The organism is Paenibacillus sp. FSL R7-0272 (genome assembly GCF_037969905.1).
GTDB classification, from domain to species: Bacteria; Bacillota; Bacilli; order Paenibacillales; family Paenibacillaceae; genus Paenibacillus; species Paenibacillus polysaccharolyticus.
In genome coordinates, this window is the sequence record NZ_CP150221.1 from 962,251 (window position 1) to 987,755 (window position 25,505).

Annotated in this window: 14 protein-coding genes; 12 read left to right on the plus strand and 2 right to left on the minus strand. The window is 47.4% G+C overall.

Going from position 1 to position 25,505, the window contains the following annotated elements; translation table 11 throughout:
* The first annotated feature begins 4 nt into the window (after positions 1 to 4).
* Positions 5 to 7,723, plus strand: coding sequence for an S-layer homology domain-containing protein (locus tag MKY23_RS04205; RefSeq protein ID WP_339835562.1), 7,719 nt, complete (start codon positions 5 to 7; stop codon positions 7,721 to 7,723).
* A gap of 108 nt (positions 7,724 to 7,831) precedes the next feature.
* Here MKY23_RS04205 and MKY23_RS04210 read toward each other — a convergent pair whose 3' ends face one another.
* A complete protein-coding gene (locus MKY23_RS04210) occupies positions 7,832 to 8,806 on the minus strand; it encodes an AraC family transcriptional regulator (RefSeq protein ID WP_154960328.1) in 975 nt (324 codons plus the stop codon).
* Positions 8,807 to 8,983: 177 nt separating this feature from the next.
* On the opposite strand from MKY23_RS04210, the gene MKY23_RS04215 reads away from it, so the two are divergent.
* From MKY23_RS04215 to MKY23_RS04255, 9 genes are all read left to right on the plus strand, one after another.
* Positions 8,984 to 10,012 (plus strand): glycoside hydrolase family 88 protein, encoded by a 1,029-nt coding sequence (locus MKY23_RS04215; protein WP_154960327.1) that lies wholly within the window; start codon positions 8,984 to 8,986, stop codon positions 10,010 to 10,012.
* A gap of 2 nt (positions 10,013 to 10,014) precedes the next feature.
* The gene (gene gnpA, locus MKY23_RS04220; protein ID WP_339835568.1) at positions 10,015 to 12,192 is read left to right on the plus strand and encodes a 1,3-beta-galactosyl-N-acetylhexosamine phosphorylase; all 2,178 of its coding nucleotides are present in this window, start codon (positions 10,015 to 10,017) and stop codon (positions 12,190 to 12,192) included.
* A gap of 205 nt (positions 12,193 to 12,397) precedes the next feature.
* A complete protein-coding gene (locus MKY23_RS04225) occupies positions 12,398 to 13,105 on the plus strand; it encodes a DNA alkylation repair protein (RefSeq protein WP_154985216.1) in 708 nt (235 codons plus the stop codon).
* Positions 13,106 to 13,186: 81 nt separating this feature from the next.
* Complete coding sequence (locus MKY23_RS04230) at positions 13,187 to 14,989, plus strand: histidine kinase (protein WP_339835573.1); 1,803 nt, start codon at positions 13,187 to 13,189, stop codon at positions 14,987 to 14,989.
* A gap of 11 nt (positions 14,990 to 15,000) precedes the next feature.
* A complete protein-coding gene (locus MKY23_RS04235; protein WP_339835576.1) occupies positions 15,001 to 16,605 on the plus strand; it encodes a response regulator transcription factor in 1,605 nt (534 codons plus the stop codon).
* 152 nt (positions 16,606 to 16,757) lie between these two features.
* A complete protein-coding gene (locus MKY23_RS04240) occupies positions 16,758 to 18,431 on the plus strand; it encodes an extracellular solute-binding protein (RefSeq protein WP_253497197.1) in 1,674 nt (557 codons plus the stop codon).
* A gap of 305 nt (positions 18,432 to 18,736) precedes the next feature.
* Positions 18,737 to 19,711 (plus strand): ABC transporter permease subunit, encoded by a 975-nt coding sequence (locus tag MKY23_RS04245; protein WP_186811797.1) that lies wholly within the window; start codon positions 18,737 to 18,739, stop codon positions 19,709 to 19,711.
* A gap of 15 nt (positions 19,712 to 19,726) precedes the next feature.
* Positions 19,727 to 20,626, plus strand: coding sequence for a carbohydrate ABC transporter permease (locus MKY23_RS04250; protein WP_186375587.1), 900 nt, complete (start codon positions 19,727 to 19,729; stop codon positions 20,624 to 20,626).
* Positions 20,623 to 22,200: a glycoside hydrolase family 43 protein gene (locus MKY23_RS04255; RefSeq protein ID WP_154960323.1), complete on the plus strand. Its 1,578-nt coding sequence runs from the start codon at positions 20,623 to 20,625 to the stop codon at positions 22,198 to 22,200. The genes MKY23_RS04250 and MKY23_RS04255 overlap by 4 nt, the downstream gene beginning before the upstream one ends.
* Before the next feature lie 111 nt (positions 22,201 to 22,311).
* On the opposite strand, the gene MKY23_RS04260 is transcribed toward MKY23_RS04255, so the two are convergent.
* Positions 22,312 to 23,031, minus strand: coding sequence for a suppressor of fused domain protein (locus MKY23_RS04260; protein WP_339835591.1), 720 nt, complete (start codon positions 23,029 to 23,031; stop codon positions 22,312 to 22,314).
* A gap of 132 nt (positions 23,032 to 23,163) precedes the next feature.
* Here MKY23_RS04260 and MKY23_RS04265 point away from each other — a divergent pair, with 132 nt between their 5' ends.
* Together MKY23_RS04265 and sulP are read left to right on the plus strand one after the other, a co-directional pair.
* Positions 23,164 to 23,493: a metalloregulator ArsR/SmtB family transcription factor gene (locus MKY23_RS04265; RefSeq protein ID WP_154891673.1), complete on the plus strand. Its 330-nt coding sequence runs from the start codon at positions 23,164 to 23,166 to the stop codon at positions 23,491 to 23,493.
* Positions 23,494 to 23,676: 183 nt separating this feature from the next.
* Positions 23,677 to 25,449: a sulfate permease gene (sulP, locus tag MKY23_RS04270; RefSeq protein WP_339835595.1), complete on the plus strand. Its 1,773-nt coding sequence runs from the start codon at positions 23,677 to 23,679 to the stop codon at positions 25,447 to 25,449.
* Positions 25,450 to 25,505: the final 56 nt, after the last annotated feature.

Genomic DNA, 25,505 nt, shown 5'->3' on the forward strand with positions numbered 1-25,505 from the left:
ACCCATGCGACGGAAGAATATCATACGGATGATTGCGGCGATGATGGCTGCAGTAATGCTGATCAGCATGTTGCCGCTCCATATTGCTGCCGCTGCAGTTTCTGCTGCGGGAACAACATCGATCAAGAACGGATTCATTAAAGTAACTGTGGATAACGCAAGCGGCCGCTTCAGTATTCGTACGGAAGACGGACAACCTATCCGTAAAAAGGACAACGGAGTAGACATGATCTTTGGTGGAGATAATCCGGAGACCTCATTTACAACGTTTAAGATTAACGGAGTTGATTTGATCTTCGGTAACCCCTATAAAATGGCACCGAACTGGACCTCGGAGGTAACCCCTCCGAAGGTTGTTACAGGAAATGATGGTACACAAAGTGTCGTTACCGTGTGGACCGTTCAAGGAATTCGGATCAGCCAGATTATTACCTTGTTACTGAAAGAAGACAAGGATCAGGGTGGTAACGCACGCGTCCAGTACGTTGTAGAAAATACAACGAATGCCAAAGTGGAAATCGGCTCGCGTGTATTGCTCGACACATCGGTTGGCGGCAATGACGGACCGGCTTTTCAGATTGGGCAGAACTACTCGGTTCCGCTGACGGTAGAGCGCAAGCTGGTTCATGAGCCCGAGAAGCTTGGGTATAACAAAAACGTGGACGAGCAGGCCTATAACCTGCACAAACTGCCAGCCTACTGGGTTATGCGGGACAAACTGGAACCGGGCAATCCGTCTGCAACGAACGTGATTGCCTACGGTTTCAACAACTTGTTTGAGGGTGGCATCAACATTGTCGACGAGATGATCGTTGGACATTGGGCTAACCTCGCCGGCACGAAATGGGATTATGAACCAGATGAGAATCTGGATTATACCCAGGATACGAATAAATATGGCACTGCTGATACAGCTGTAGCTTATTATTGGGAGCCAGATGCCGTACAAGCGGGCGGTCAGCATACGTATGAGCTTGTATACGGATTGGGCGAGATTGTATCACCGGAGAAAGTGTTCGACGTACGATTCCTTGATCCAACACAGAAGCTGGAGACCAACGAGGATGAGACAGGTTACGTGCGTGACGGTGTGTTTGAAGTCAACACCGAGATCGAGAATCTGGAAATGTTCAGCATGAACCATAGCCAGATTGATGTTACGTTGACCCTGGAGAACGGTTTGAACTTTGTGGACGAGGATGGCAAGGAACTGAACACACGAAGCCAGAAGCTCACGTTCCGCAAAGACGTTCCACCGGAGCAAGCTGCGCAAGGTGTGGAATATATTCCATATAAACCGGGCGAAGTAGTTGCAGCCAAGTGGCGGGTCAAGGGTACAGGCAAAGCCTGGCCTTCAACACGCCAATATATGGTGACGGTGAGTAGCCCGGAAACGGAGAAAAAGCTGGAGACAACGATCAGTGAGAGCAAACAGCTCCCTGAATCGGAGATTCGTGCGATCTATGAATCGTCGAGAGCCGGTTTTATTTTCCTGCCACCCGTTGGCGAACTTCGCAAAACGCTGGTGTACGCTTTGTCACCGGAGGAAACGTTCAGCAAGGATGAGAAATATATCACGCTCAACGTGTCCAACATTGCGGCATACAATGTCGGTAACGCAGCGACATCAACCGCAGCTAATTTTGATATGTATCTTGTCAACGTGAAGAACGGGGATCGTTACAAGGTTCCAGTGACCCGCTCCGTGACAACCCAACCGCTTGGTAATGGATTTGCGGGAGATATCAAGCTGATCTATCGCGGTGGTGAAAAGGTGAATCCAGATGGTACAACACTGGAAGTACTTCATGATTCCGTTCTCCCACTGGGGGAGTATACTGTGCAGCTTGATTACAGGGACAAAACGATCCCTGAGCTGGCGGAAGCACTCAGCTTCACAACAAATCAGACTTTTGCTGTAACGGACAACGAAGAGAATCGGGTTCGTCAGGCAGGCATTCTCGCTGTATATAAAACCAAACTGGATTTGAACGCAGGTGCGCGTGACAAAGCAGCTTTTGCAGATGTGTTGCCGTGGACGTATGGCAATCTGACGGATGCACAGTTCAAAACCAGACTGGATCAAGACAGAGCAAGGTTTGTGGCTGCAAAGCAGGAGATGGTCGCTGCTTCACGCAAGCTTGACCCTGCGCTGGATATTGCCGGAGCATTGGATGCATCGGGAACACCCGTATATGCAGTGGAAACGTTTGAGGATGAGAAAGCGTTCGAAACGTTCAAAGAAGGACTGGACGAAGATGCAGAGCAGGAAGTTGTGCTCGAAGTACGCGGTAAAATCGTGCAGTCCGGTACGGGTGCTAACGCCCAATACACCGTTCAATCCGATACCGAACCGGCAATCCTTAACCAAAGTGTTGCCTACAAAGGTAAAGATCTGACGATCTCCAGCGGGAAATTCCCGCTTGCTGATCGGCTGAGAGGGAATACGGACACGCCGTTCTTGCAGGCGCTCTTCGTAGGCGGAGACGGAACGTTAAGTGTCGCGAACAGCGGTTTTGTTTTCCATTCCGGTGAATGGACTGTCGATTTCTATAACGGATTCGACAAGTCGCTTGGAACCGAATCGAAGCTGAGCGATGAAGAGCAGGCATGGGAAGAGGGACGTAACCCGGAAGATCCGACGCTGAACGGTACACTGACGTGGGCGAACGGTATGATCGGTGATGCACTCAACCCTTATCGGACACTGCTTGTATCGTATGTGTATTTTAACAAGCATACGTTGTTCACCACGCCATCCTTCTCGCTGAACGGTTTTGGCTTGAAGCTGAATGATTTCATTTTGAGACAGGATGGCGTTTCTTTCGGCGGTGCGATAAAGATGTTTATCGTCGATGGTGAAGTGAAAAACGTCATGTTCAACAAATCGGGGTTTGTAGGGATCGAATCCGCATTGAAGTTCCAACTGGATAACAGCATTGGTTTGTTCAAGCCAGGCTCGGAAGACAGCATCAAAGGCGGCATTGATGTTACGCATTATAAAGACCCGAATAAATACGGTGTGATGAACTCCTACGGGGTTAACTTTGAAGCCAAGCTGGAGAACTTGTTCTCGATCAGTGCAGAGCTTGCTTTCAAGCGTGTTCCAGATGGACGGATTATTCCTGACGTCATTGCGTTTGGATCAGACCTTCCTGATCCGGGAATTCGTATTAATCCGGCTACGAAAATCTCAAGTTTGCGCGGAGCGGTTCGTGAACTTGCGATGACCATCGCTGGCGGGACAGAGCGTTTACCGCTCACCCTTGAAGCAGGTATCGATATGGAGATTGGTCAGAAACCTGCGGTTTTCTCGGGTAGCGTGGACCTGACTCTGAAAGCAACAGGTTTCAAAGTAGTCGGTAAACTGGGTTTTGGCGAGGGAAGCAAAGTCATTCCTATGTTGACTGAAGCATTGATCCAGACGCAGTGGGTGAGTCCGATGTTTATTCGTGCCCGTGCGCAGATTGATGTCGGCGGCTGGGATGTTATTGTGGGAAGTGCGAGCCTGTTTATCGGTGAGAATCTGGAAAAGGGCCGCGTTGATTTTGAAGGCATGGTCAGCTCCAAAATACAGGTGCCGCGTTCGGTGCCGGTTGTCGGCGGCATGGGCTTTGGTGTCCGGGCGGGAGCCAACAACGACCAGTTGTGGGCAGGCATCTCGCTGTTGTTCCTGACGCTGGGCATCAAGTATTATTGGGGCGGCGGCATCTCGTTTATGACGGATGGCTCAGCCTTGGACAACGAAGCACTCGCACATCTGGCGATTAATGACCCGGAGCAGGGGCCACGTCTGTTACAGATTGGTACAGGCATTAAAACGCTGGCAACCTCATGGGAAAATGAAGAGCCTGAGCATTACGAGATTCGATATACTGCCATTGAAGACGGCATCGATATGATCGAAGATAGCTCCCAGAACCTTGGTATTGGCGGCATTCGTACTTCCAATGGAGGCAAGACTCATGTTATCCCAATGAACGGAGTAACAGGGGATGCCTTGCTGGAAGTGGAGTATTTTACTACGACCAGACCAACGCTGGCCCTGAAACGGGCTGACGGAAGTACGTACAACATCGTATTTGGTGAAGCAACAGACAAAAATGCAACCGCATTTGAACAGATCATCAAAGCTCCTAAAGAGGGCGATCTCAAGGGCGACGGCACAACCGTAACCAAGAAGGAAGAACAACAAAGCACGGACGTGCGCCGCGTTTATATTGCGATTCCGCAAGAGGATGCAAAAACAGGCAGCTGGACATTAACCTCCAGTCAGTCCGTCAAATCCAAGCTGATGAACATTCCGGTACTTCCGGAACTGAGTTCCACGGCGCTGGAAATGAATCCGCAAGATGCGGATCAATTCACAGCGCGCTGGACGGTGGACAATGCTTCAGCAGGGGATATGGTAGATCTGTATCTATCCTCTGACCGTTTGCAAGCCGCAGTGACACCGGATGAGAAGGTTGATCCGGGCATCATGATCGCCAAAGGCATTGAAATCGAGAGTGCTGACATTGATGCAGACGGCCGTGCCTCTGGTGAGATGACCTTTGACGTGAAGAAGATTGCTTATTTGGGTGGAGCCGATCTTCGCGGTTTGCTGCAACAAGGTAAATATTATTTGCGAACCGAGCTTAAGACGGATATGGCCTTTTCGGTCCTGTCGTCTGAAGAATCGTACACACTCGTCGATCCACTGGCTCCAATGGCCGTGCCATCTGTAGAAACGAGAAGCATCGGTAACGGCATGTTCGAGATTGCTTTCCCGGCAATGTCTAAAACTGCTGCGGAAGAAGCCGACGAGTTCACGTATATCGTGACTGCATCGGATGAACAAGGACAACTGTATGATCCGTTTGGTGAGGAAGGCTACAGTGAATCCGACTTGAAAGCTTCGCTGAAGGATGGCAAATATCATGTGACTGTCGGCGGCTGGAATGCACTGGGTACCCCTAAACTGGGACCGGATGGCAAGGTGCTCCGCAATGCAGACGGTACCATTGTGATGGATGATGACGCGAATAAGACGGAAGATAAGAGCGCTCGTCATTCCGGACTGGAGCCAGGTAAAACGTATCGCATGGGCGTTACGGTTGCGCGTAAACCTGCCTCGGATGACAAAGGCAACCTGCGTCTGTCCACCACGACGTACAGTGATGGAAAACTTTTGCCTGTTCCGACAGGACCGATACTCTCGCTGAACAATAAACAAGTGGTGAATAACAAAGTAGAAGTGGTGACTGGTTCAAACGAAGTAACCGTGAGCGCAGCTTCCAATCAACCTAACGTAGTTGTAGAGGCCTCTACGGATGATGGCGTGCTGGGAACGTATAAGCTGGGCACGACGGACAGGATGAAATTTAACTTTGCAGTGGATGGCGTATATGCCGTTCAGCTCAAGGCGAGAAACACCAGTACGGGGGATACATCGGTAACGATGTTATATATCACCGTGGATACCACGGCTCCAATGATCTATCTGGATTCACCTTCACAAGGTGCACGTGCACAGGGCGGCGTAGCGCTCGTGCAAGGTACAACCATGACCGATGCCCAGATTACCGTAACTGACGCGGATAATGACAAAACATTGGCACAGTTCAAGCCTGACGAGAACGGAGATTTCAAACATGAAGTTCCATTGGACGGCGGTCGTTTGAAAACCCGTTTACGGATCAAAACGGAGGATGCTGCTGGCAATGTCAATTCAGCTGTCGTTGAAGTGTTGAACGGAGATTTCAAACTGCCACGCAGATTGAAAATGGTGATGCCTGAAGGACTTGTTGCAGGCGGAGAGCAAGCACTAGTTCAGACCTATGTGGAGTACACAGATGGCTCGCGCGAGCTTGTAGACAGCAGCAAAATGACATATAGCATCATTAACGGGGACGCGAATGCATCCTTGGAACAGGGTGGAATGATCACCGGTAAACGTGTCGGGGCTTCACTGATCCAGGCAGATTATAACTGGCAGGGTACCGAACTGAGCACCATGGATGTGGTCTCTGTCGAGGCACCGAAGACGGGAACGGCACCACCGGATTACATGGATACGATTAAAGCTTCGACGATTGGCACCGGCAAAAAAGGAGAGACACGTGTGGCGATCAGCGCAGCCGGTCACAAAGGAAGCATGGCTGGCAGCGAACTGGCGTACCGTATCTTTGCGAGTCAAACACAGGTGATGCTGCCTACGTTTGAGCAGGATATCAGTGGGTGGAGCATATTGCCTGCCGATAAAATCATCAAAGCCAAACCAGGCGAATGGGTGGTCATCGCCAAACGTACAGTCAAAGAACCTAAGCTTGTCACGGCAGCTTCCGCAGCTGTGAAAGTCAATGAACGGATCTCGGCGGATGCAGATGTAACGCCAACAGGGAACCATAAACCACCTGCATCCAATATACCTTCAGGCCCGTTAACCGTGGGTGGCATTGTGATCGACAGTAAAGCCGCAGGCCGTGACCTCAAGGCTCCACTGGAACTGAATGGGGTGAAGCAAGAAGGTTTGCTGTTGGTGGACGTTACCCCAGGAGCTAACGGTCCAACGGTTCTCGCTCATCCAATAAGGGAGGCTTTATTGGAGGCTGCGAAGCAAGATCAGCGAATTCGTCTGCATGTAACGGGTCAGATGGAGAAGCTGCGTTTTGATCTCGATGCCGACCTGATCAAACAGCTCGCTGCCAAAAATATTTCGATGGATCTGGAGAGCGACTGGGGTAGCTATCGACTGAACTGGAAGTCAATCGATGTGAAGGCACTGGAAGCATCATTCCCTGGGCAGAAAGCCGAGGATATCAAAGTTAGTATGAATGTTGGAAAGCCTGATGCGATTTACGAACAACAAGCTGCCAAACTGGCGAAGGAAGGTCGCATCGTTCCGAGAGGAACGCCTGTAGCCTTTGATATGATCGCAAGTGATGGAAGCAAAACCGTTGAAATTAACAAACTTTTGAGCATGACAACGAAAGAACTGAATTTGCCTCAAGGTGAGGATGAGCGTTCGGTTTCCACAGTTGTTGTACTTGAAGCGGACGGCAGTCTGCGTCATGTACCGACGCGTTTTGTAGTCAGAGAAGGACGTATGATCGCGATGGCAAACAGTATGACTAACAGTGTGTATCTGCCTGTTCATTATGAAACGTCGTTCCGTGATATGAAAAATCACTGGGCAGCTGAGGCTGTAAATGATCTGGCATCACGTCTGGTTGTAAACGGGGTATCCGCTACAAACTTCGAGCCTGCACGAAGCATGACACGTGCCGAACTCGCAGCACTGATGGTTAGAGCATTGGGTCTGAAGCCGGGTACGGATGTATCTAAGGGTGCAGTTACTCCATTCACAGACGTACACGTAAAGGACTGGTATAACGATGTCGTGACAACGGCGACAACCTATGGCCTGATGACAGGATATAGTGGTAACCGGTTTGGGCCGCAGGATGTGATGACACGTGAGCAAGTGATGGTGATGCTGATTCGTGCCTATGAAATGGCTGGACATACAGCACCGGCAGCAAGCAGTGCAGTCAGCGCACTTGAAGGGTACAGCGATGTATCCAGCTTGTCTCGATGGGCCAAAGACAGTGCTGCGCAAGCAGTGAAGCTTGGACTCATTCAAGGCAAGTCGGCAACGAAGCTTGAGCCGAAGGCTCCGGTAACACGTGCCGAGATGGCTACCCTGGTCCGCAGATTGCTTGTAGAACTGGACTTGCTGTAATTAATGGCGGCAACAAGAAACAGCAACAATACAGCAGTGCAACAGTCATAAGAACAAATTAAAAAATCCCGGAAGTCTCCAATGACTTTCGGGATTTTTTTATGTAGCTTAGACCCAGCCTGTGAATGCCAAAATAGATGCCTTGGCTGATTGAGCTTCCATGTGAGTACCTGTGCGCCAAGCCTTCGGCGACTCACCCATTAATCTGGCGAAGCAACGGTTGAAGCTGGAAATGGACCTGAACCCAACTTGCTCAGAGATCGAGAGCACCGAGGCATCGGTACTTTTTAATCGTTTGCAAGCCTCTTCTACGCGTGTACTGTTTAGAAAATCAAGAGGGGTCGTACCCATAATCTCATGGAACTTGCGGCGAAAATGGGTGGTGCTTAGATGACACAGTTCTGCAAGCTCATCAATCGTCACCGGCATCATGTAATTCCTCGTGATAAATTCCAGAGCAGGGGATATAACCAGATCAGGCTGGCGGCTTTGCCTTTCCGTTTCCCGCATCTGTTCTAGTTCCAGCTTCTGCTCATGGCTAAGCCCGTTCTCATCGCTCGCATGAATTCGTAGTAACTCAATATACAGCGACATTAATAATCCATACGCACTCTCTCGATAGAATGGGGTTTGCCGCTGAATTTCCTCTACAATCGATGTGGCCAGCATATACACCTTCGGATATTGATCTTTATGTAACACACAACGGCCTGCTTGAATAGCTCGGAGATTGGGTTCCATGTTACTCTGCGGTGTTTTTAATGAATGCTGGAACAGTTCCTCTGGCGAAAAAAAGAGATAGGCCCACCTGCTTGCCGTATTAGGTGAACTGTATGTCGTATGGGGCAGGTAACGAGGTAGGAATGTAACATCTCCGGCTCGAAAAGGAACGTTTTCTCCCTTGATCTCCATTACACCTCCATCGGAGTAACAGATGCCAATCTCCATATGATTATGGAAATGTAGGTGCTCACTCTTCATATCAGAGATTTTCCAGCGCTCCCCGCTAAGTAGCAGAACAGGAAAGTCTATGGGCAGGCTGTAATGGCGGTATTCAATGACAGGTTTTTTCGGTTTGGGCATGTCCGGCTGCTCCTATTCGTCGGATTATAAATGATCGAAATTGCGCAGTTTTGTTACGAATATGCTTAGATGCAAACTATTTTACTGCGTACAATGAAATAAGTAAAGCGTTTACATCACAGGACGGTCACTTCTTAAACTCAATTTGAGGAGTGTGCGCAGGAGAGGGGAATTTCAATGCTGCAAGTGAAATACGACCGTGAACAAATTTTAAACGTTATTCAGAACGTAACGAGAAAAACACTGGATATGGATTTAACTTGGGATTGGCCCTGCGGCGTAGCCTATTACGGAGTATCGAGAGCTTACCAAACGACAGGTGATCAGGAGATATTGGACAGGCTGGTGAAGTGGGCGGATGAATATATAGAGCTAGGCTTGCCAAGCTGGACGGTGAATACATGTGCGATGGGACATGTGTTGATTACGTTATACGAAGAGACAGGCGATCAGAAGTATTGGGATACCGTCATGAACAAAGTGGATTATTTGCAAAATCATGCGCTCCGCTTTGGCGATCGGGTGTTACAGCATACGGTATCAACAGCGAATGATTTTCCTGAACAGGCCTGGGCAGATACGCTGTTTATGGCGGCTTTTTTTCTGCTCCGAGTGGGTAGCAAGCTGAAGGACGAAGCGATGATTCAGGATGCGCTGAATCAGTATTACTGGCATATTAAATACCTGCAAGATCCGAGCACCGGCCTGTGGTATCACGGTTATAATAACGTGAACAAGGATCACATGTCCGGCTTTTACTGGGGACGAGCGAATGCATGGGGAGCTTATACGATGTCACAGGTCAAACCGCAACTCAAAGAGTGGTACTTGTATCCGCAATGTATGGACGTTGAATGTTCCTTGCGTGATCAGCTTGCGGCTCTCAAGTTGCTGCAGACGGAAGATGGCTTGTGGCGTACCGTGCTGGATGATGCGGAATCTTATGAGGAAGTTTCCGCATCATGCGGTATTGCAGCGGCTATGATTAATAACGGCAACCCATTGCATACGAAATATGTGCAAAAAGCCCTCAGAGGCATTTTGCACCATATCAGCGAGGATGGACGTGTACTCGGGGTCTCCGGCGGAACAGCTGTGATGAAGGATCGCGATGGATACCGCAACATTCCGAAAGACTGGATTCAAGGCTGGGGTCAGGGACTGGCACTGGCATTTCTGTCGGATATGTTACGACAAGGAGAGTGAATATGTTGCCGAAATCAACCAAAGGCTCCTTTACGTTACCAGGAGAATCCGGTTATGAAGCACTGACGCTGGAGCTGGCTGAGCGGTGGGGAGCCGATGTGATCAGAGACAGTGACGGGACAAAGTTGTCAGGTGAGATCATTCAGGCCGGATACGGCATTTATTCGACGATCTGTATCATTCGGGATCATAATGAGTGGGCATCAAGGAACCAGGATAAGCTCCAGCAATGTTTTCTTATTACTCAGCCGAAGGTAGCCGTTCAGGATTATATCTCCATCTATCTGATGGAGGACTTTTTTGCCGAACAATTCAAGGTGAACGATTCGAAGGAAGCGTTGAAGTATTGGCAGGTGTACGACCGGACGACCGGACAGGAAGTACCGAGAACACAGTGGAATTACGAAAGAGAATCCGGCAACGTGGTCATTACTGGCATCACCCCTTGGCATAAATACACGGTAAGTTTCATGGTCTATCGTATCTGGGAAGAAATATCTATGTATAATCACACAACCAACAACTGGGACAAAGAACACCTGATGCAGATCGACCCCATGTATGTGGATACACAAACGTATCTATTGGATTGGATGGAAAAATGGTGCCTTGCTCATCCCGAAACAACGGTTGTTCGATTCACGTCGCTCTTCTATAACTTTGCCTGGATTTGGGGTAGTGATGAGCGTAACCGCCATCTTTTCTCGGATTGGGGTTCCTACGATTTTACGGTGAGTTCAAGAGGGCTTGATTTATTTGCCGAAAAATATGGCTATGCACTCACCGCAGAGGATTTTGTGAATGGCGGAAAGTACCAGGTCAGCCATATGCCTGCGGGGCAGCGCAAGCTGGACTGGATGGCATTTATCAATGATTTTGTCATTGATTTTGGCAGAAAGTTGATTGATATCGTTCATCGCCATGGCAAGCTGGCTTATGTATTCTATGACGATAGCTGGGTGGGCATGGAGCCTTACAATGACCGCTTTGAAGAGTTTGGCTTCGATGGCATGATCAAATGTGTGTTCTCTGGCTATGAGGCCAGAATGTGTTCGGGCGTCAAGGCTGAAACACATGAAATTCGCCTGCATCCCTATCTGTTCCCAGTTGGGTTAGGTGGATTACCTACCTTTAAGGAGGGTGGGAACCCAACGCTTGATGCCAAAAATTACTGGATCAACATTCGGCGCGCGTTATTGCGCGAGAAAATCGACCGGATTGGCCTGGGCGGATACCTGCATTTGGTAGAGCCTTATCCTGATTTTGTGGAATATATCGAGAAGGTCGCAGATGAGTTCAGGGAGATCAAAGCATTGCACCAGGCAGGCAAACCTGCGCAGCTTCAAACGCGTGTGGCTGTGCTTCATAGCTGGGGCCGATTGAGATCCTGGACGTTGTCGGGACATTTTCATGAGACTTACATGCATGACTTGATTCATGTGAATGAGGCGTTAGCCGGGTTGCCGGTTGATGTACGCTTTATCGATTTTGAAGATATTCGCCAAGGCGTGCTGAACGAGGTGGATGTCGTCATTAATGCTGGAAGAGCCGGTTCTGCATGGAGCGGTGGCGAGCACTGGAATGACACGGCTTGTGTGGATCAGCTCACCCGTTGGGTGCACGAAGGAGGCACATTTATTGGCATCAACCAGCCGTCGGCTGTGGAAGGTTATGATACCTTTTTCCGAATGGCTCATGTGCTTGGGATGGATGAGGATACAGGTGCGCGTGTAGTGCATGGAAAATGGGCCTATGACGTGCAGGATCGGCATGAGCTTGTGCCAGAAGGTGCAACAGTGAAAGGCAAGCCGCAACGTTATCTGACCGATGGAACGGCCGAGGTGGTGCTGGAAACGGAAGGGAACATTGCACTGTCTGTACATGCGTTTGGCAAAGGAAAGGGAATCTATCTGTCTTCGTTCGAATTCAACTGGGCGAATGCCAGACTGCTGCTGAATCTGATCCGCTTTGCAGGTAATGAGCAACACAATACCAAGTATATTACGGATAATGTGTATACCGAGTGTGCGTATTATCCCGAGAGCGGCAAGCTGGTTGTGATCAACAACAGTGATCAGGTGCAGACGACGACGATTGACACGGAACAGGGGATGCAGAGGTTTGATATCGCACCATTTGATACAATGATTACCCAGATTGGAGCGCAGGCTTCGGTATAACATAAGCTACTCTCCAGGTTGTAATGTTATCGGAGTAGTCATGTAAATGATTCGTTTGACACAAGAAAGCTCAGGGTTCGTAGCACATACGCTATAAGCCTTGGGCTTTTTGTGGCGCAAACAAATTTATTATGATGCCATACGTTACATGTATGGACATACGACCTGATGTGCTAGACTAATGAAAAACAAAGGAGCTGCTCACATGAATGTAAACGAGGTTATGCAAGAGCTTGAGGCTCTGGGCAAAGAACGTACAAAAAAGATCTATATATCCAACGGTGCGCATGAACCCTTGTTTGGAGTTGCGACAGGGGCGATGAAACCGATGGCGAAGCAAATCAAGAAAAATCAGCCGCTTGCTGAGCAATTGTATGCAACAGGCAACTATGATGCCATGTACTTTGCAGGTGTTATAGCTGACCCGAAAGCGATGACCCACGCCGATTTTGATCGCTGGATGGATGCGGCGTATTTCTATATGGTGTCCGATTATATCGTTGCTGTAACTTTAGCGGAGACGGATATTGCCCAGGAGGTTGCAGACACCTGGATTGCGAGCGGAGAAGAGTTGCGAATGTCCGGCGGATGGAGTTGTTACTGCTGGCTTTTGGGCAGCCGCAAGGATACCGAGTTTGAGGAAAGTAAACTTAGACAGATGCTTGAGCAGGTAGAACAAACGATACACAGTGCGCCTGAACGTGCAAAAATAGCTATGAATCTATTTATCTACACTGTCGCTATGTCATATGTTCCGTTGCATGAGCTAGCGGTGGTAACGGCCAAAAGGGTTGGCCCACTTGAAGTGGGTCTGGACAAGCCGAAAAGCAAGCAGATCAGTGCTTCCGACAATATTCAAAAGGCACTGGACCGCAATCAGCTAGGTTTCAAACGCAAATATGTAAGATGTTAGTCCGAAACGTGTATTCCATTATCACCATAGCTCGTTATAATGGTGGTAATGGATGACACGGGTGGGGGAGACAACAACGACATGAAACGCAAGTTAAAGTGTAAGCGTATTCAGTTACTGGATGATTGGAGTCTTAGAACGAAGTTATACATAATGTTTATTTTTTGTGTGCTGGTTCCTGTGGTGGCAACTAATGCCGTGTTTTATCAAAGCATCAAAGGACAGATTGAAGCCAAAGAACAGAGCCGGATCAACGAAATGCAGCAACGGATTCGCTTTAATCTGCGGAACAGCTTGGATAACAGCCTGTACGTATCCAATTTTTTATATACGGATGCTACGCTGAATCGGTTTATGGAGTCCAAATACAACAATCAGGAAGACTATTATTTTGCATATTATGATATGCTGAGCGGCAACAATCTGGTTCGGTATTATTACAGTTATCAGCAAGTGAATCAGGTGACGTTTTATGTAGATAACGATACGTTTGTAAATGGCGGCAACTTTATCAAGCTGAATGATGACATAAGGAAAAGTGAATGGTATCAGGCGCTCATGAACACAGACGACCAGATGATGATTTATTCCTATTTTGACAAGCAGCAGGCAGAGATGTCGCAAACTCAAGGCGGCCGTAAGGTTAGCATTATACGCAAACTCAATTATTTCGGGAAACAACAGGTGGAAAAGGTATTGAAGGTAGATCTCGACTACGCCTTCATTAACAAATCGTTCAAAAATGAGGGAGCGGGCGGCAAAATCTATATCGTTTCGAATGATCGGATTATTTTCTCCAATGATGCACAGATGAATCAGGCAAGGAAGCCATTCCATCTCATGTCTGGCATGTCGAAGGATGAGGGACAGTCCACAGAATTGATTCCTGTCGTATCGGAAAATTGGCAGATTATTGTGCGTGGAGAGAAGCTGGATTTTCTGACGGAGATCGTGGATTCCAGATTCAATCTGCTTCTGCTGATTATTGTTAATCTGCTGGTACCAACACTACTTATCTGGCTTATTTCCAGATCCCTTGTTCACAGGGTAGGCCGAATTGCAACGCATTTGGATCAAGTTAAACAGGAGAAATTTGAAGTGATTGTAGAACCTGCGGGCAAGGATGAGATCGGTAGCTTAACCCATAGTTACAATATGATGGTCATCAAAATCAGGAATCTGATCGAGATCGTATTTAAAGGGCAGGTCGAACGGCAGGCGCTTGAACTTTCCAAGAAACAGGCCGAATTAAAGGCGCTACAGAGTCAGGTCAATCCACACTTTATGTTTAATACACTAGAAACCATTCGCATGCGGAGTCTGATCAAGGATGAACATGAGACCTCTGATATCATTCAGAAGCTGGCGTTGCTGCTCAGGCAAACGATTAATTGGGGCAATGATCTCGTAAGCATTCAAGATGAGATTCGTTTTGTCGAAAGTTATCTGGTGATCCAGCAATATCGGTTTGGCGAGAAGTTACAGTTCGTTATTGACGTTACCGATGCTGAGATATTAGAGATGAAGATTCCGAAGCTGACCGTGTTAACGTTTGTCGAAAATGCTTGTATCCATGGTATTGAAGGTGGCTTGAATGATGGAGTCGTGGAAGTCAGATTCCAGAAGTATAACGAGCAACTACATATTGTGATCCAAGATACCGGAGTTGGCTTGGAGAAGGACAAACTGGAACTCATTCGAACGATGTTGCTTGATCCGAGTCTGGAACGGCTTAGCGAACTGAGCAGCATTGGAGTGATGAATGCATATATTCGGCTTCGAATGTATTTCGATGAACGTGTGCAAGTAAGCATTGACAGTGAAAGGTACAAGGGGACTACGATTCGCATACAAATTCCGCTTGTACAAGCATCTCAGGGATAAGGAGCGAGAATATGATCAACGTGCTGATTGTGGACGATGAGCCATTTATTCGCCAAGGACTGATTTTGCTGATCGATTGGAATTCACATGGGTTTCAAGTTTGTGGTCAGGCCTCTAATGGGGTACAGGCACTCGAATGTATCCGAACAATGCGGCCTGACCTCGTCATATCCGACATTAAAATGCCGGAAATGGATGGCATGCAACTCGCGAAAATCATCTACGAACAATACGGCGGTGAGATGAAGATGGTGTTACTTAGCGGTTTCTATGAGTTTGAGTACGCCAAACAAGCGATCAAATATCAGGTGAACGATTATATACTCAAACCGATTGTGAAGGATGAGTTGTTGCAAGTGCTGGAGGCCTTCCGCAAGGCTTTCATGGAAAGAACGGAAGAGAAGCGGCATCAGGAAAAACAGGAACATATCGTTATGACTCAACAGGTGCAATCAATTTTGCTTGGAACGGCAGATGAAGATACACTCGCCAGTATCCAGGTCTCATATGGGGATGTAACGACGAAGTTGCGATGCTTGATGATTGAAACGGAATCGGAGCGAGAACAACAGCAGAACGATGGAAGTCTGCTCGTGGAAGCCCATATCAACCAGAATCATGCAGGCTATGTCCTGAAATCTTTTACAGGTGAGAAAAACCGAGTGCTGCATATTGTGACCGACCTGTTGCTGAAGCGTGAGGCATTATCACTGGAACAATACGTCACAAGGCTGTATACAGAGCTAAGTCAGATACAGGGTGCATCCATAGCCATCTATGTCGGCAAGGAAGTGCACAGGCTGGAGGAACTGCACGAGTCCTATTATTCTTGCGGTAAGATTAAAAGTTTACGTTTCTTTAGTGAGTACGGGCCGATTTATTATTTTGAACATATGGACACAAGTGTATTCACCAATCAACCAGCCGGACGGGAGAAACAGCTCTTTGACGGACTGATTCAAGCGATCGAGGAGCAACAGACTGAAGATATACGCGGTCATGCGCAGGCCATTTTTCAATTTTTTCTGGAGCAGCGCATTGAGCCGGGCATCGTGGGCATTCATCTTCATTATTTGGCGTACACGTTGCTTGGATTAGTGAACAGGGACGATACGGATCTGAATTCAGATGAGGAATGGATGCAGTCCACATTTCTGCAGACGAACTATGCCATGCTGTCCATGGAAGAGAATATCGAGAATCTCTGCGACTTTTCATACACATGTGCGGAGAAGCTGAAAGAGCGTCAGAAGTGGAATGCAATGGGTGTACTGGCGCGAGTCGAGGCTTACATTCATGAGCACTATATGGAAAATGTCAGCTTGAAGCTGCTTGGAGAGCATTTTTTCATGAATAGCGCCTATCTGGGCCAGATTTTCAAAAAGCATTATGGCGTGAGTTTCAGTGATTACCTGAATCAGATTCGTATTGACGAGGCCATTCGATTGTTACGCAGAACGGATTATAGAGTCTATGAGATTGCAACGAAGGTTGGGTATCGGGACTCCGATTATTTCATTAACCGGTTTGAGAAAATCAGGGGAGAGACGCCTGCCCAGTATCGAAAAAGGGCACAAACGATGCATAACTCGGATTCATCATCCTGCGCGCCTTGAGGGGGAGCAGGATTTTTTGTATATCTGGAATTATTGGGATGAGGTCTATAATTTGTCCCGTTGAGGAGAGCAAGTAACAATGATAATTTTAAATCAACCTTTGGAAAGCGCTTTCTAAAGAGTGTCTCTCAACATACTTCGCTGGAGGGGTCATGATGAAAAAGGATGTCAGAAAAAGATTAAGGCAGCTCGTTCTACTGACGTTAATGTTTACGGTTGTGCTCGCCGGTTGTACGCCGGGGTCATCCAAAACGGAAGAGAAAACGGCAGACGGCAAGGAACTGAAGCAATTTTCCGCATTTTTTGCTGTACCAGGCAAGCTTGCACCTGATGATAACCGCGTAATGAAGGCTATTGAGGAAAAGACAGGCGTGCGTGTCACGATGGATTGGCTCACAGGCCAGACCGCCAAAGAACGAATTGGAGTAATGATTGCAGGCGGAGAGTATCCGGATTTTATTGATGGCAGTGATGGTACACAGCAATTAGTATCTGCCGGTGCGCTTGTGCCACTCGAAGACTACATCGACAAATATCCGAATATCAAAAACTATCTCGGTGACAATTGGAAGAAAATGAAGAATTCAACGGATGGTCATATCTACTTCATTCCGCAATTCGGGAATTTACAAGGCGAGTCTATGAAAGTATCCCATGACGGGGAAGCGTTCTGGATTCAAAAAGCGGTGCTGGAGTGGGCGAATTATCCAACAATCAAAACGCTGGATCAATATTTCGACTTGATCGAAAAGTACAAAGCAGCGAATCCAACGATTAACGGCCAGCCGACCATCGGATTCGAGATCATTTCTTACGACTGGCGTTACTTCGCCTTGGAGAACCCGCCGCTGTTCCTGGCCGGCTATCCGAATGAAGGGGCCGCAATTGTTGATAAGGCTACGTTAACAGCGAAAAACTACAATACGATTCCGGAAGCCAAGGCTTATTTTAAAAAGATCAATGAGGTCTACAATAAGGGGCTCGTCGACAATGAAACGTTCACAGCCAACTACGATCAGTACATTTCCAAAATTTCAACGGGACGTGTACTGGGAATGGTCGACCAGGGATGGCAGTTCCTCGATGCAGAGGCTTCTCTGGTCAAACAAAAGCTGTATGAAAGAACCTATGTACCACTGTCCATTACGTTGTCCGAAGATGTAAAAGGACGTTATCAGCATAAGCCGATTCTGAACGTCAACGGCGGACTAGCGATCACGAAGAGCTGTAAAGATGTTGAAGGAGCGCTTCAATACATTAACGACCTGCTTGATCCGGAGACGGAAGTTCTGAGAACGTGGGGACAGAAAGATGTAGATTATCAGGTGGATGACAAAGGTGTATTCTCCCGTAACGAGGAGCAACGTGCCAATTCGAAAGATCCGGATTGGGTACTCGCCAACACTGGAAGCCCGCTGGTATATTTCCCTCACCATGAAGGCATGACAGCAGACGGTAAAAACGCGATGGACCCGAAAGAACAGCCTGAAGAATACCTTGCTACATTGAATGACATTGATAAAAAAGTGCTCAAGGCTTACGGATACACTAAATTCACGGATTTCCTGGAACCAGCAGAAGAGAATGAACCATGGTTCCCGATCTACACGTTCAATTTTGAACCGAATAAACCAGAAACGATTGCCAGACAGAAGATGGACGATGTGAAACGCAAATGGTTGCCTAAAGTGATCATGACTTCACCGGCAGAGTTCGATCAGGCGTGGGAAGAATATCAATCCACACTGAAAGAAAGTGCAGATATCAAAGCCTATGAGGATGCACTGACCGAAGAGGTGCGCAGACGTGTAGAGCTGTGGGGTTAAATAGGTGAAACAGATGCAAGTAGTAAGACAGGTTATACGATAAGAAGCAAGATAAGCAATACGATAAGCCTTACGAAAAGTACTACGGTAAGAGAAATATGACAAATAGCATGATAAGTGGTGTGAAGAGTAATACGAGAAGCGGTATCAGTAGGTAATAGCTAAGGTAAAGGCAGAGAGGCTATAGGATATCCTGTAGCCTTTCTTAATCCACACATAAACGTGTACCCATTGGACAGGAATGGATTCGAATCATCCACAGCGGATGATATAGATAAAACTCGGAATCAAGGAGAGAGAAAAGCATGGCTAAAAAGGAGCTACAGTCCTCGGTCAACACCAGTCATATCCCTTCGGGGAAGAGCTGGATCGGGTATAACTTGTCCAGAATGAAAAGTCAGCGCCAATTGATGTGGATGTCATTCCCCTTCATTGCGTTTATTGCTATTTTTGCGTATGGGCCTTTATGGGGCTGGCTCATGGCTTTTCAAAACTATAGACCAGGCCTTGGTTTTATGGAGCAGGATTGGGCAGGACTGGATCATTTCCGAACGTTATTTACAGACCCGACTTTCTTGCGTGTCATTCGCAATACACTGGCGATGAGTCTGATCAGTCTGTTTCTTGGATTTGTCGGTTCAATTGGTCTGGCGCTCTTGCTCAACGAACTGCGGCTGGTTTTATTTAAACGTGTCGTGCAGACCGTTTCTTATCTTCCGCACTTTCTATCGTGGATCATCGTGACAGGCATTGTTGCGAATGTATTGTCGACGGAAAACGGGATTGTGAATGTGCTGATGACCAAGCTGGGGCTGATCGATGCGCCGATTAATTTCTTTGCCGAACCCAAATACTTCTGGGGCATCGTTGGTCTGTCGAGCATGTGGAAAGAGATTGGATGGGGCACGATTATCTATCTCGCATCCATGGCGTCCATTAATCCAAGTCTGTATGAGGCAGCCTCCATTGATGGAGCCGGCCGTTTCCGTAAAATGTGGAATGTCACACTTCCGAGTATCAAACCAACCATCATTATCCTGCTGATTATCAACGTCGGTAACGTACTGAATGCAGGCTTTGAGATTCAATATTTGCTGGGGAACGGACTGGTGCAGGATGTATCCGAGACGATTGATATCTTTGTTCTAAAATACGGGATTAATCTTGGAAACTACTCACTTGCCACCGCGGCAGGAATCTTCAAAAGTGTGGTCAGTCTAGTGCTCATCTTTATCGCCAACGGGATTGCCAAATCTCTTGGTGAAGAGCGGTTGATATGATAAGGGGGCAGCGCTGTGAATCGAATTAGCGGAAAACGAAGCCTGGGTGACTCAATTTTCTCTATCACCAATGGCATATTTATGTTGCTTGTTATGGTTGTTACGTTATATCCTTTTTTAAACACCATTGCCGTATCTTTCAATAACGGTCTGGATACGATTCGCGGGGGAATCTATCTCTGGCCGAGAGAGTGGACGCTGCAAAACTATGTTTCTGTGTTCCAAAATCCACATCTGACCCAAGCGGCATTTATTTCAGTTGCCAGAACGGTCATTGGAACCGTGGTACAGCTCTTCTGTACAGCCATGCTGGCTTATGTACTGAGCCGTAAGGAATACATGTTCAACAAGTTTGTAACGACACTCTTTGTGATTACGATGTATTTCAGCGGCGGCTTGATTCCTGGATACATGCTGATCAAACAAGTGGGGCTACTGAACAGCTTCTGGGTTTACATTATTCCCGGACTCATCGGGGTATTCAACATGATTGTCATCCGTACCTATATTCAGGGGTTATCCGAAGGGCTGATTGAATCGGCGAAAATGGATGGTGCAGGAGATTTCCGCATCTTTATGCGTATTGTGCTTCCGCTCTCTAAGCCGGTGCTGGCTACGGTGGCTCTCTTTATTGCTGTAGGTCAGTGGAACTCCTGGTTTGACTCCATGCTCTATACGGCAGGTAACCGCAATTTGACCACCTTGCAATATGAACTGATGAAGCTGTTATCTTCGGCAACGTCACAAGGGGGAACGGTCAATGTGGATCAGTACAAAAATGTGACGAATATGGTCACCCCCGTATCCATTCGGGCAGCCATCACCATTGTGACAGCCATGCCTATTGTCGTGCTTTATCCATTCTTGCAAAAATACTTTGTCACTGGACTCACCATTGGAGGGGTAAAAGAATGAACAATGTTAATCAAGGCGAGCAATGCACGTTTAACAATCCGATCATGCCAGGATTTTATCCAGATCCGTCTGTCTGCCGGGTAGGGGAAGATTTTTATCTGGTCACATCCACGTTTGCCTATTTTCCTGGCGTTCCGATCTTTCACAGCCGTGATCTGGTTCATTGGAAACAGATCGGTAATGTGCTGGATCGTGAGTCTCAGCTTAATCTGGAGGGCGCAGGGCATTCGCAGGGGATCTTTGCACCGACGCTTCGGCATCATGATGGACTCTTTTATATGATCACAACGAATGTATCTCATGGTGGGAACTTTGTTGTAACCGCTACCGATCCGGCTGGGCCATGGTCTGATCCTTATTTTATTGAAGGTGCGGAAGGTATCGATCCAACGATATTCTTCGATGAAGACGGCAAAGCATATTATTTAGGTACACGGCCTTGCTCGGAAGGTGTCCGTTACAATGGCAACTGGGAAGTGTGGCTACGTGAACTGGATCTTGGTAGTATGAGGCTGGTAGGAGATAGCTATGTTCTCTGGCGCGGAGCGATGGTGGATGTGATCTGGCCGGAAGGACCGCATTTGTATAAAATCGGCGAGTATTATTACCTGATGATTGCCGAAGGTGGCACAGGTCTGAACCATGCGGTTACGATTGCACGCAGCAGCAGTCTGACCGAAGGTTACGTCGGCAATCCGAATAATCCGATTATTACGCATCGTCATATGGGCAAGCATTATCCGGTTATTAATGTTGGACATGCTGACCTGGTACAGGCACCTAACGGTCAATGGTTCATGGTGATGTTGGCTTCCAGACCATATGGTGGGGCTTTCAGTAATCTTGGTCGTGAGACATTCATTGCTTCAGTGGAATGGGAAGATGGCTGGCCTGTCGTCAATCAAGGGCTGGGCAAACTGGAGGAGCAGGGGGTATTGAATCTGCCAGCAGTACCTGTGGAACCAGATCTGCGCTGTGAAAATTTCGACAATGATGAATTGGGCCTGCAGTGGATGTTCCTCCGTAATCCTCAGGAGAACCTGTACTCGTTGACTGAACGCAAAGGTTACCTGCGCTTGAAGCTGAAACCGCAAACATTGAAGGAACTTGAGAATTCCAGCTTTGTCTGTGTACGGCAGCGGCATATGGATTATGTTGCAGCGACTGCGATGGAATTTGTGCCGCAACATGAATATGAGACGGCGGGTCTGGTGGTTATCCAGAATGACCAGTATCACGTGAGAATCGAACGTGCATGTGAAGGTGAGCAGCGGGTTCTGCGGGTAATGACGTGGCTTGGTGGTGAGGAATCACAGGTTGGCCGAGTTGTGCTGGATGGAGAAACTCCGCGTGTTTACATTAAAATGGTGGCGCTAGGACAGCAACTCAGCTTCTACTACAGTACAGATGGAAGTAAGTATCATTTGGTTGCAGGACAAGTGAATACGACCAGCTTGAGCACGGAAGTGGCTGGTGGTTTTGTTGGGTGCTGTATCGGCATGTTTAGTAGCAGTAATGGTGAGTCTTCCGATCAGGTGGCGGACTTTGACTGGTTCGAATATGGTTCGTACTGATATGTAACGGCGAATAACAAAATATCCATCCAAGAAAGCTCAGTCCAGTAGCAGAGGCGCACAGGATTGAGCTTTTTTGATGTTCTTTGTGAACATATCTGGATTAGGATGCTACATTTCCACGCAGGTATTGACCCGGTTTACATCCAAAATTTCGTTCACGTCATGTGCTTCAAATTGATCAAGCAGAGCGTCCAAGCCATACTCCAGCTTGTGTTCAAGCTCCTCCGGATAAATGGGAAGGATCGCATAGAAGTGCACAGTTTGCCCACCCCCCATGTCCAGTGTGAGGAAATCCTCTTCAACCTCAAGTGGAGGCAACACGATTAAGGCGCACATATCTGTATTGTTGGAAAATGGCGTTGCCGGGTCGCCATTGGGTACTGTATGACCCCAACTCAGCCAGGTATCATAGTCATGTGGCAGTCGAGCCATCGTTTTCAACCATCGGATCGGCCAGTAATTATCGGATTCCTCTAATTCTTCTTCTAATAGAGGCCAATCCGGAGGTAAACATATCATCAGTTCTGCATACTCATAGTCCTCTGCATCTTCAGGCGTATTCATTGGCAAGGCACTCATACCTGTGGTATACAACGTATAATAATTACGTTCTGGTGTTGGACGAATGATATGGACATCGATATGAACTCTATCGGACACCAGCTCATGGAACACAGAGTCGGCTTCGCCAAGATATGTATCCGCGTGTTTCTCAATCCGCTGCAGCCATTCGGTTGTTGCATAAGAAGTAGATTGCCACTCGCGATCCAAATCTTTATGACGAATAATAGGAACGCCAGAAGGCGAATATTCAGATGAATTAGACATGTTTACTGCTCCTTTGTACCAAATAATGTATTCGCTTTTTCATCATATCATATCGTGTGAATGGAAGCCCTCACTTCGTTCTATGGTATGATAGGGTCAGGTTGATGAGTTCGATTGAAGGAGCAAAAGGGTATGAATCAGAACGTACAACAGTTCAAAGCCGATTTCTTCAAAGCACTGGCACATCCGATGCGAATTCGCATTCTGGAACTGCTGAGTGAAGGAGATAAAAGCGTCAATGAACTGCAAAGCATTCTTGGAACGGAAGGATCTGCGGTATCCCAGCAACTGGCTGTGTTGCGTAGCAAAAATGTAGTACAGGGCATGAAAGAAGGTACTACAGTCACCTACTCCCTTCGTGATCCGCTGATTAAGGAACTGCTTGCCGTTGCCAAGCAGATTTTTGATAACCATCTAGTCGATGCGATTTCGATGCTTGAGGATATGCGTAAAGACAGCTGACACAGGAAACAAGAGCAACCGGAAGTTAGCAGGGAGCTCTTGTTTTGATGTTTGCAAGATCAGGTAGCGGAAGCACAATTTTATAGGATTGTGATATTTGCGATTGACAGAGCATATATCAAGGAGTAGTGTTCACTTTATATTCAAATATTCAAATATATGAAGAAAAGAAGGTCATGGAGCATGAGAGGCATCGGGAGATATGCGGGGTATCGAATAGCTGATTTTCGCAAAGATCTGATATCGGGGCTGATTGTAGGTATTATTGCGATTCCTCTGGGTATGGCTTTTGCCATCGCCTCTGGAGTCAAGCCGGAATATGGATTGTATACCACCATTATTGCAGGTATTTTGATTTCACTGCTGGGCGGTTCCAAATTTCAGATCGGTGGGCCGACAGGGGCATTTATTCCAATTCTTTTTGCTATAGTCATGCAGTATGGTTATGAAAATTTGCTTATTGCTGGCATGTTGGCTGGACTGATGCTCATTGTTATGGGGATATTCAAACTCGGAGCATTAATTAAATTCATTCCAAGACCCGTGACGATTGGCTTTACAGCAGGCATCGCTGTTTTGATTTTTAGTGGACAGATCGTTAATGTGCTGGGACTTACGGGTGTCACGAAACATGAGGATTTCTACTCCAATATGAAAGAGATCGGGATGCACATCGGGACGATTAATATATACAGTTTGCTGACAGCGGGGGTGTGCCTGGCTGTTCTTCTGCTTGTGCCGAAGTTTGCACCCAAAGTGCCTGCTTCCCTGCTGGGTCTGATATGCTCGACCGTTGTTGCAGCTGTCTTTTTCAAAGATCAGGTGGCTACGATTGGCTCATCCTTTGGTACTATTCCTGGAACCTTACCTGGATTCCACTTGCCGGAGATCACATGGGAGCATATCGTGAATCTGCTGCAACCTGCTTTTGTCATTGCTATGCTCGGTGGTATTGAATCGCTGTTGTCCGCCGTTGTCGCTGATGGTATGACGGGCAGCCGCCATAACAGCAACCGGGAACTGATCGGGCAGGGAGTTGCCAACCTTGTCACACCATTGTTCGGTGGAATCCCGGCGACAGGAGCCATTGCTCGTACAGCAACAAATATTAAATCGGGTGCAGTGTCTCCATTGTCAGGTGTCATTCATGGTGTTGTGGTTCTGCTTGTTTTGGTTCTGTTTGCACCGTATGCATCCCATATTCCGCTTGCCAGCATGGCGCCGGTTCTGATGTTGGTGGCCTGGAATATGAGCGAACGAAAATCCTTTGCTTATGTACTGCGAACCAAAACGGGGGATTCACTTGTGTTACTTTTGACCTTTCTTCTTACTATATTCACGAGCCTTACGACTGCGGTGGAGGTGGGATTGATTCTGGCGGTCATTCTATTTGTGAAACGAATGAGCGAGATGCTGAAAGTGGCCAAGGTACTGCCTGATCCGGATCATAAACATGAGAAGGTTATGGCTCATATGGTACGGGAGGGACATGATTGTCCACAGATCAGCCTGTACACGATCGAAGGGCCATTATTTTTTGGTGCAGCGGATATGTTTGAAAAATCGGTTATGGATTCACTTCCGGAGCGTCCAGGTATGCTCTTGTTACGCATGGGGAAAGTTCCTTTTATAGATACAACAGGAGAGGCTAACCTGGCTAGTTTAATCAAACATTTTGAACGTTCAGGCGGGATCGTACTGTTGTCAGGTCTTCAGGAGCAGCCGCTGGAAATGCTGAAACGAACAGGTTTGCTGGAACGGTTAGATCCGGCACATCGGTTTGAACATACGGGAGAAGCTATAACCTATGCATTAAGGCATCTGAACCAAGAGAAGTGTAAGGGATGCAAACATTTGGCGTTTCGGGAGTGTGCGGCTTTGTCTGGTTGTGGGTTGGAATCTAAGCCTGAGCAGCAGCAAAAGTGGAAAGTCGTGACCGCTAAAGCGGCTCCTTAATAAATGTTCCAATAAATACCTTTATGATATATATTAAGTATATTAATGATATATCA

Bases quoted from the DNA above. Each gene is read 5' to 3' on its own strand.
- MKY23_RS04230 (WP_339835573.1), top strand. From the start codon at position 13,187: ATGAAACGCAAGTTAAAGTGTAAGCGTATTCAGTTACTGGATGATTGG.
- MKY23_RS04210 (WP_154960328.1), bottom strand. From the start codon at position 8,806: ATGCCCAAACCGAAAAAACCTGTCATTGAATACCGCCATTACAGCCTG.
- gnpA (WP_339835568.1), top strand. From the start codon at position 10,015: ATGTTGCCGAAATCAACCAAAGGCTCCTTTACGTTACCAGGAGAATCC.
- MKY23_RS04245 (WP_186811797.1), top strand. From the start codon at position 18,737: ATGGCTAAAAAGGAGCTACAGTCCTCGGTCAACACCAGTCATATCCCT.
- MKY23_RS04205 (WP_339835562.1), top strand. From the start codon at position 5: ATGCGACGGAAGAATATCATACGGATGATTGCGGCGATGATGGCTGCA.
- sulP (WP_339835595.1), top strand. From the start codon at position 23,677: ATGAGAGGCATCGGGAGATATGCGGGGTATCGAATAGCTGATTTTCGC.
- MKY23_RS04260 (WP_339835591.1), bottom strand. From the start codon at position 23,031: ATGTCTAATTCATCTGAATATTCGCCTTCTGGCGTTCCTATTATTCGT.
- MKY23_RS04225 (WP_154985216.1), top strand. From the start codon at position 12,398: ATGAATGTAAACGAGGTTATGCAAGAGCTTGAGGCTCTGGGCAAAGAA.
- MKY23_RS04215 (WP_154960327.1), top strand. From the start codon at position 8,984: ATGCTGCAAGTGAAATACGACCGTGAACAAATTTTAAACGTTATTCAG.
- MKY23_RS04265 (WP_154891673.1), top strand. From the start codon at position 23,164: ATGAATCAGAACGTACAACAGTTCAAAGCCGATTTCTTCAAAGCACTG.
- MKY23_RS04255 (WP_154960323.1), top strand. From the start codon at position 20,623: ATGAACAATGTTAATCAAGGCGAGCAATGCACGTTTAACAATCCGATC.
- MKY23_RS04235 (WP_339835576.1), top strand. From the start codon at position 15,001: ATGATCAACGTGCTGATTGTGGACGATGAGCCATTTATTCGCCAAGGA.
- MKY23_RS04240 (WP_253497197.1), top strand. From the start codon at position 16,758: ATGATGAAAAAGGATGTCAGAAAAAGATTAAGGCAGCTCGTTCTACTG.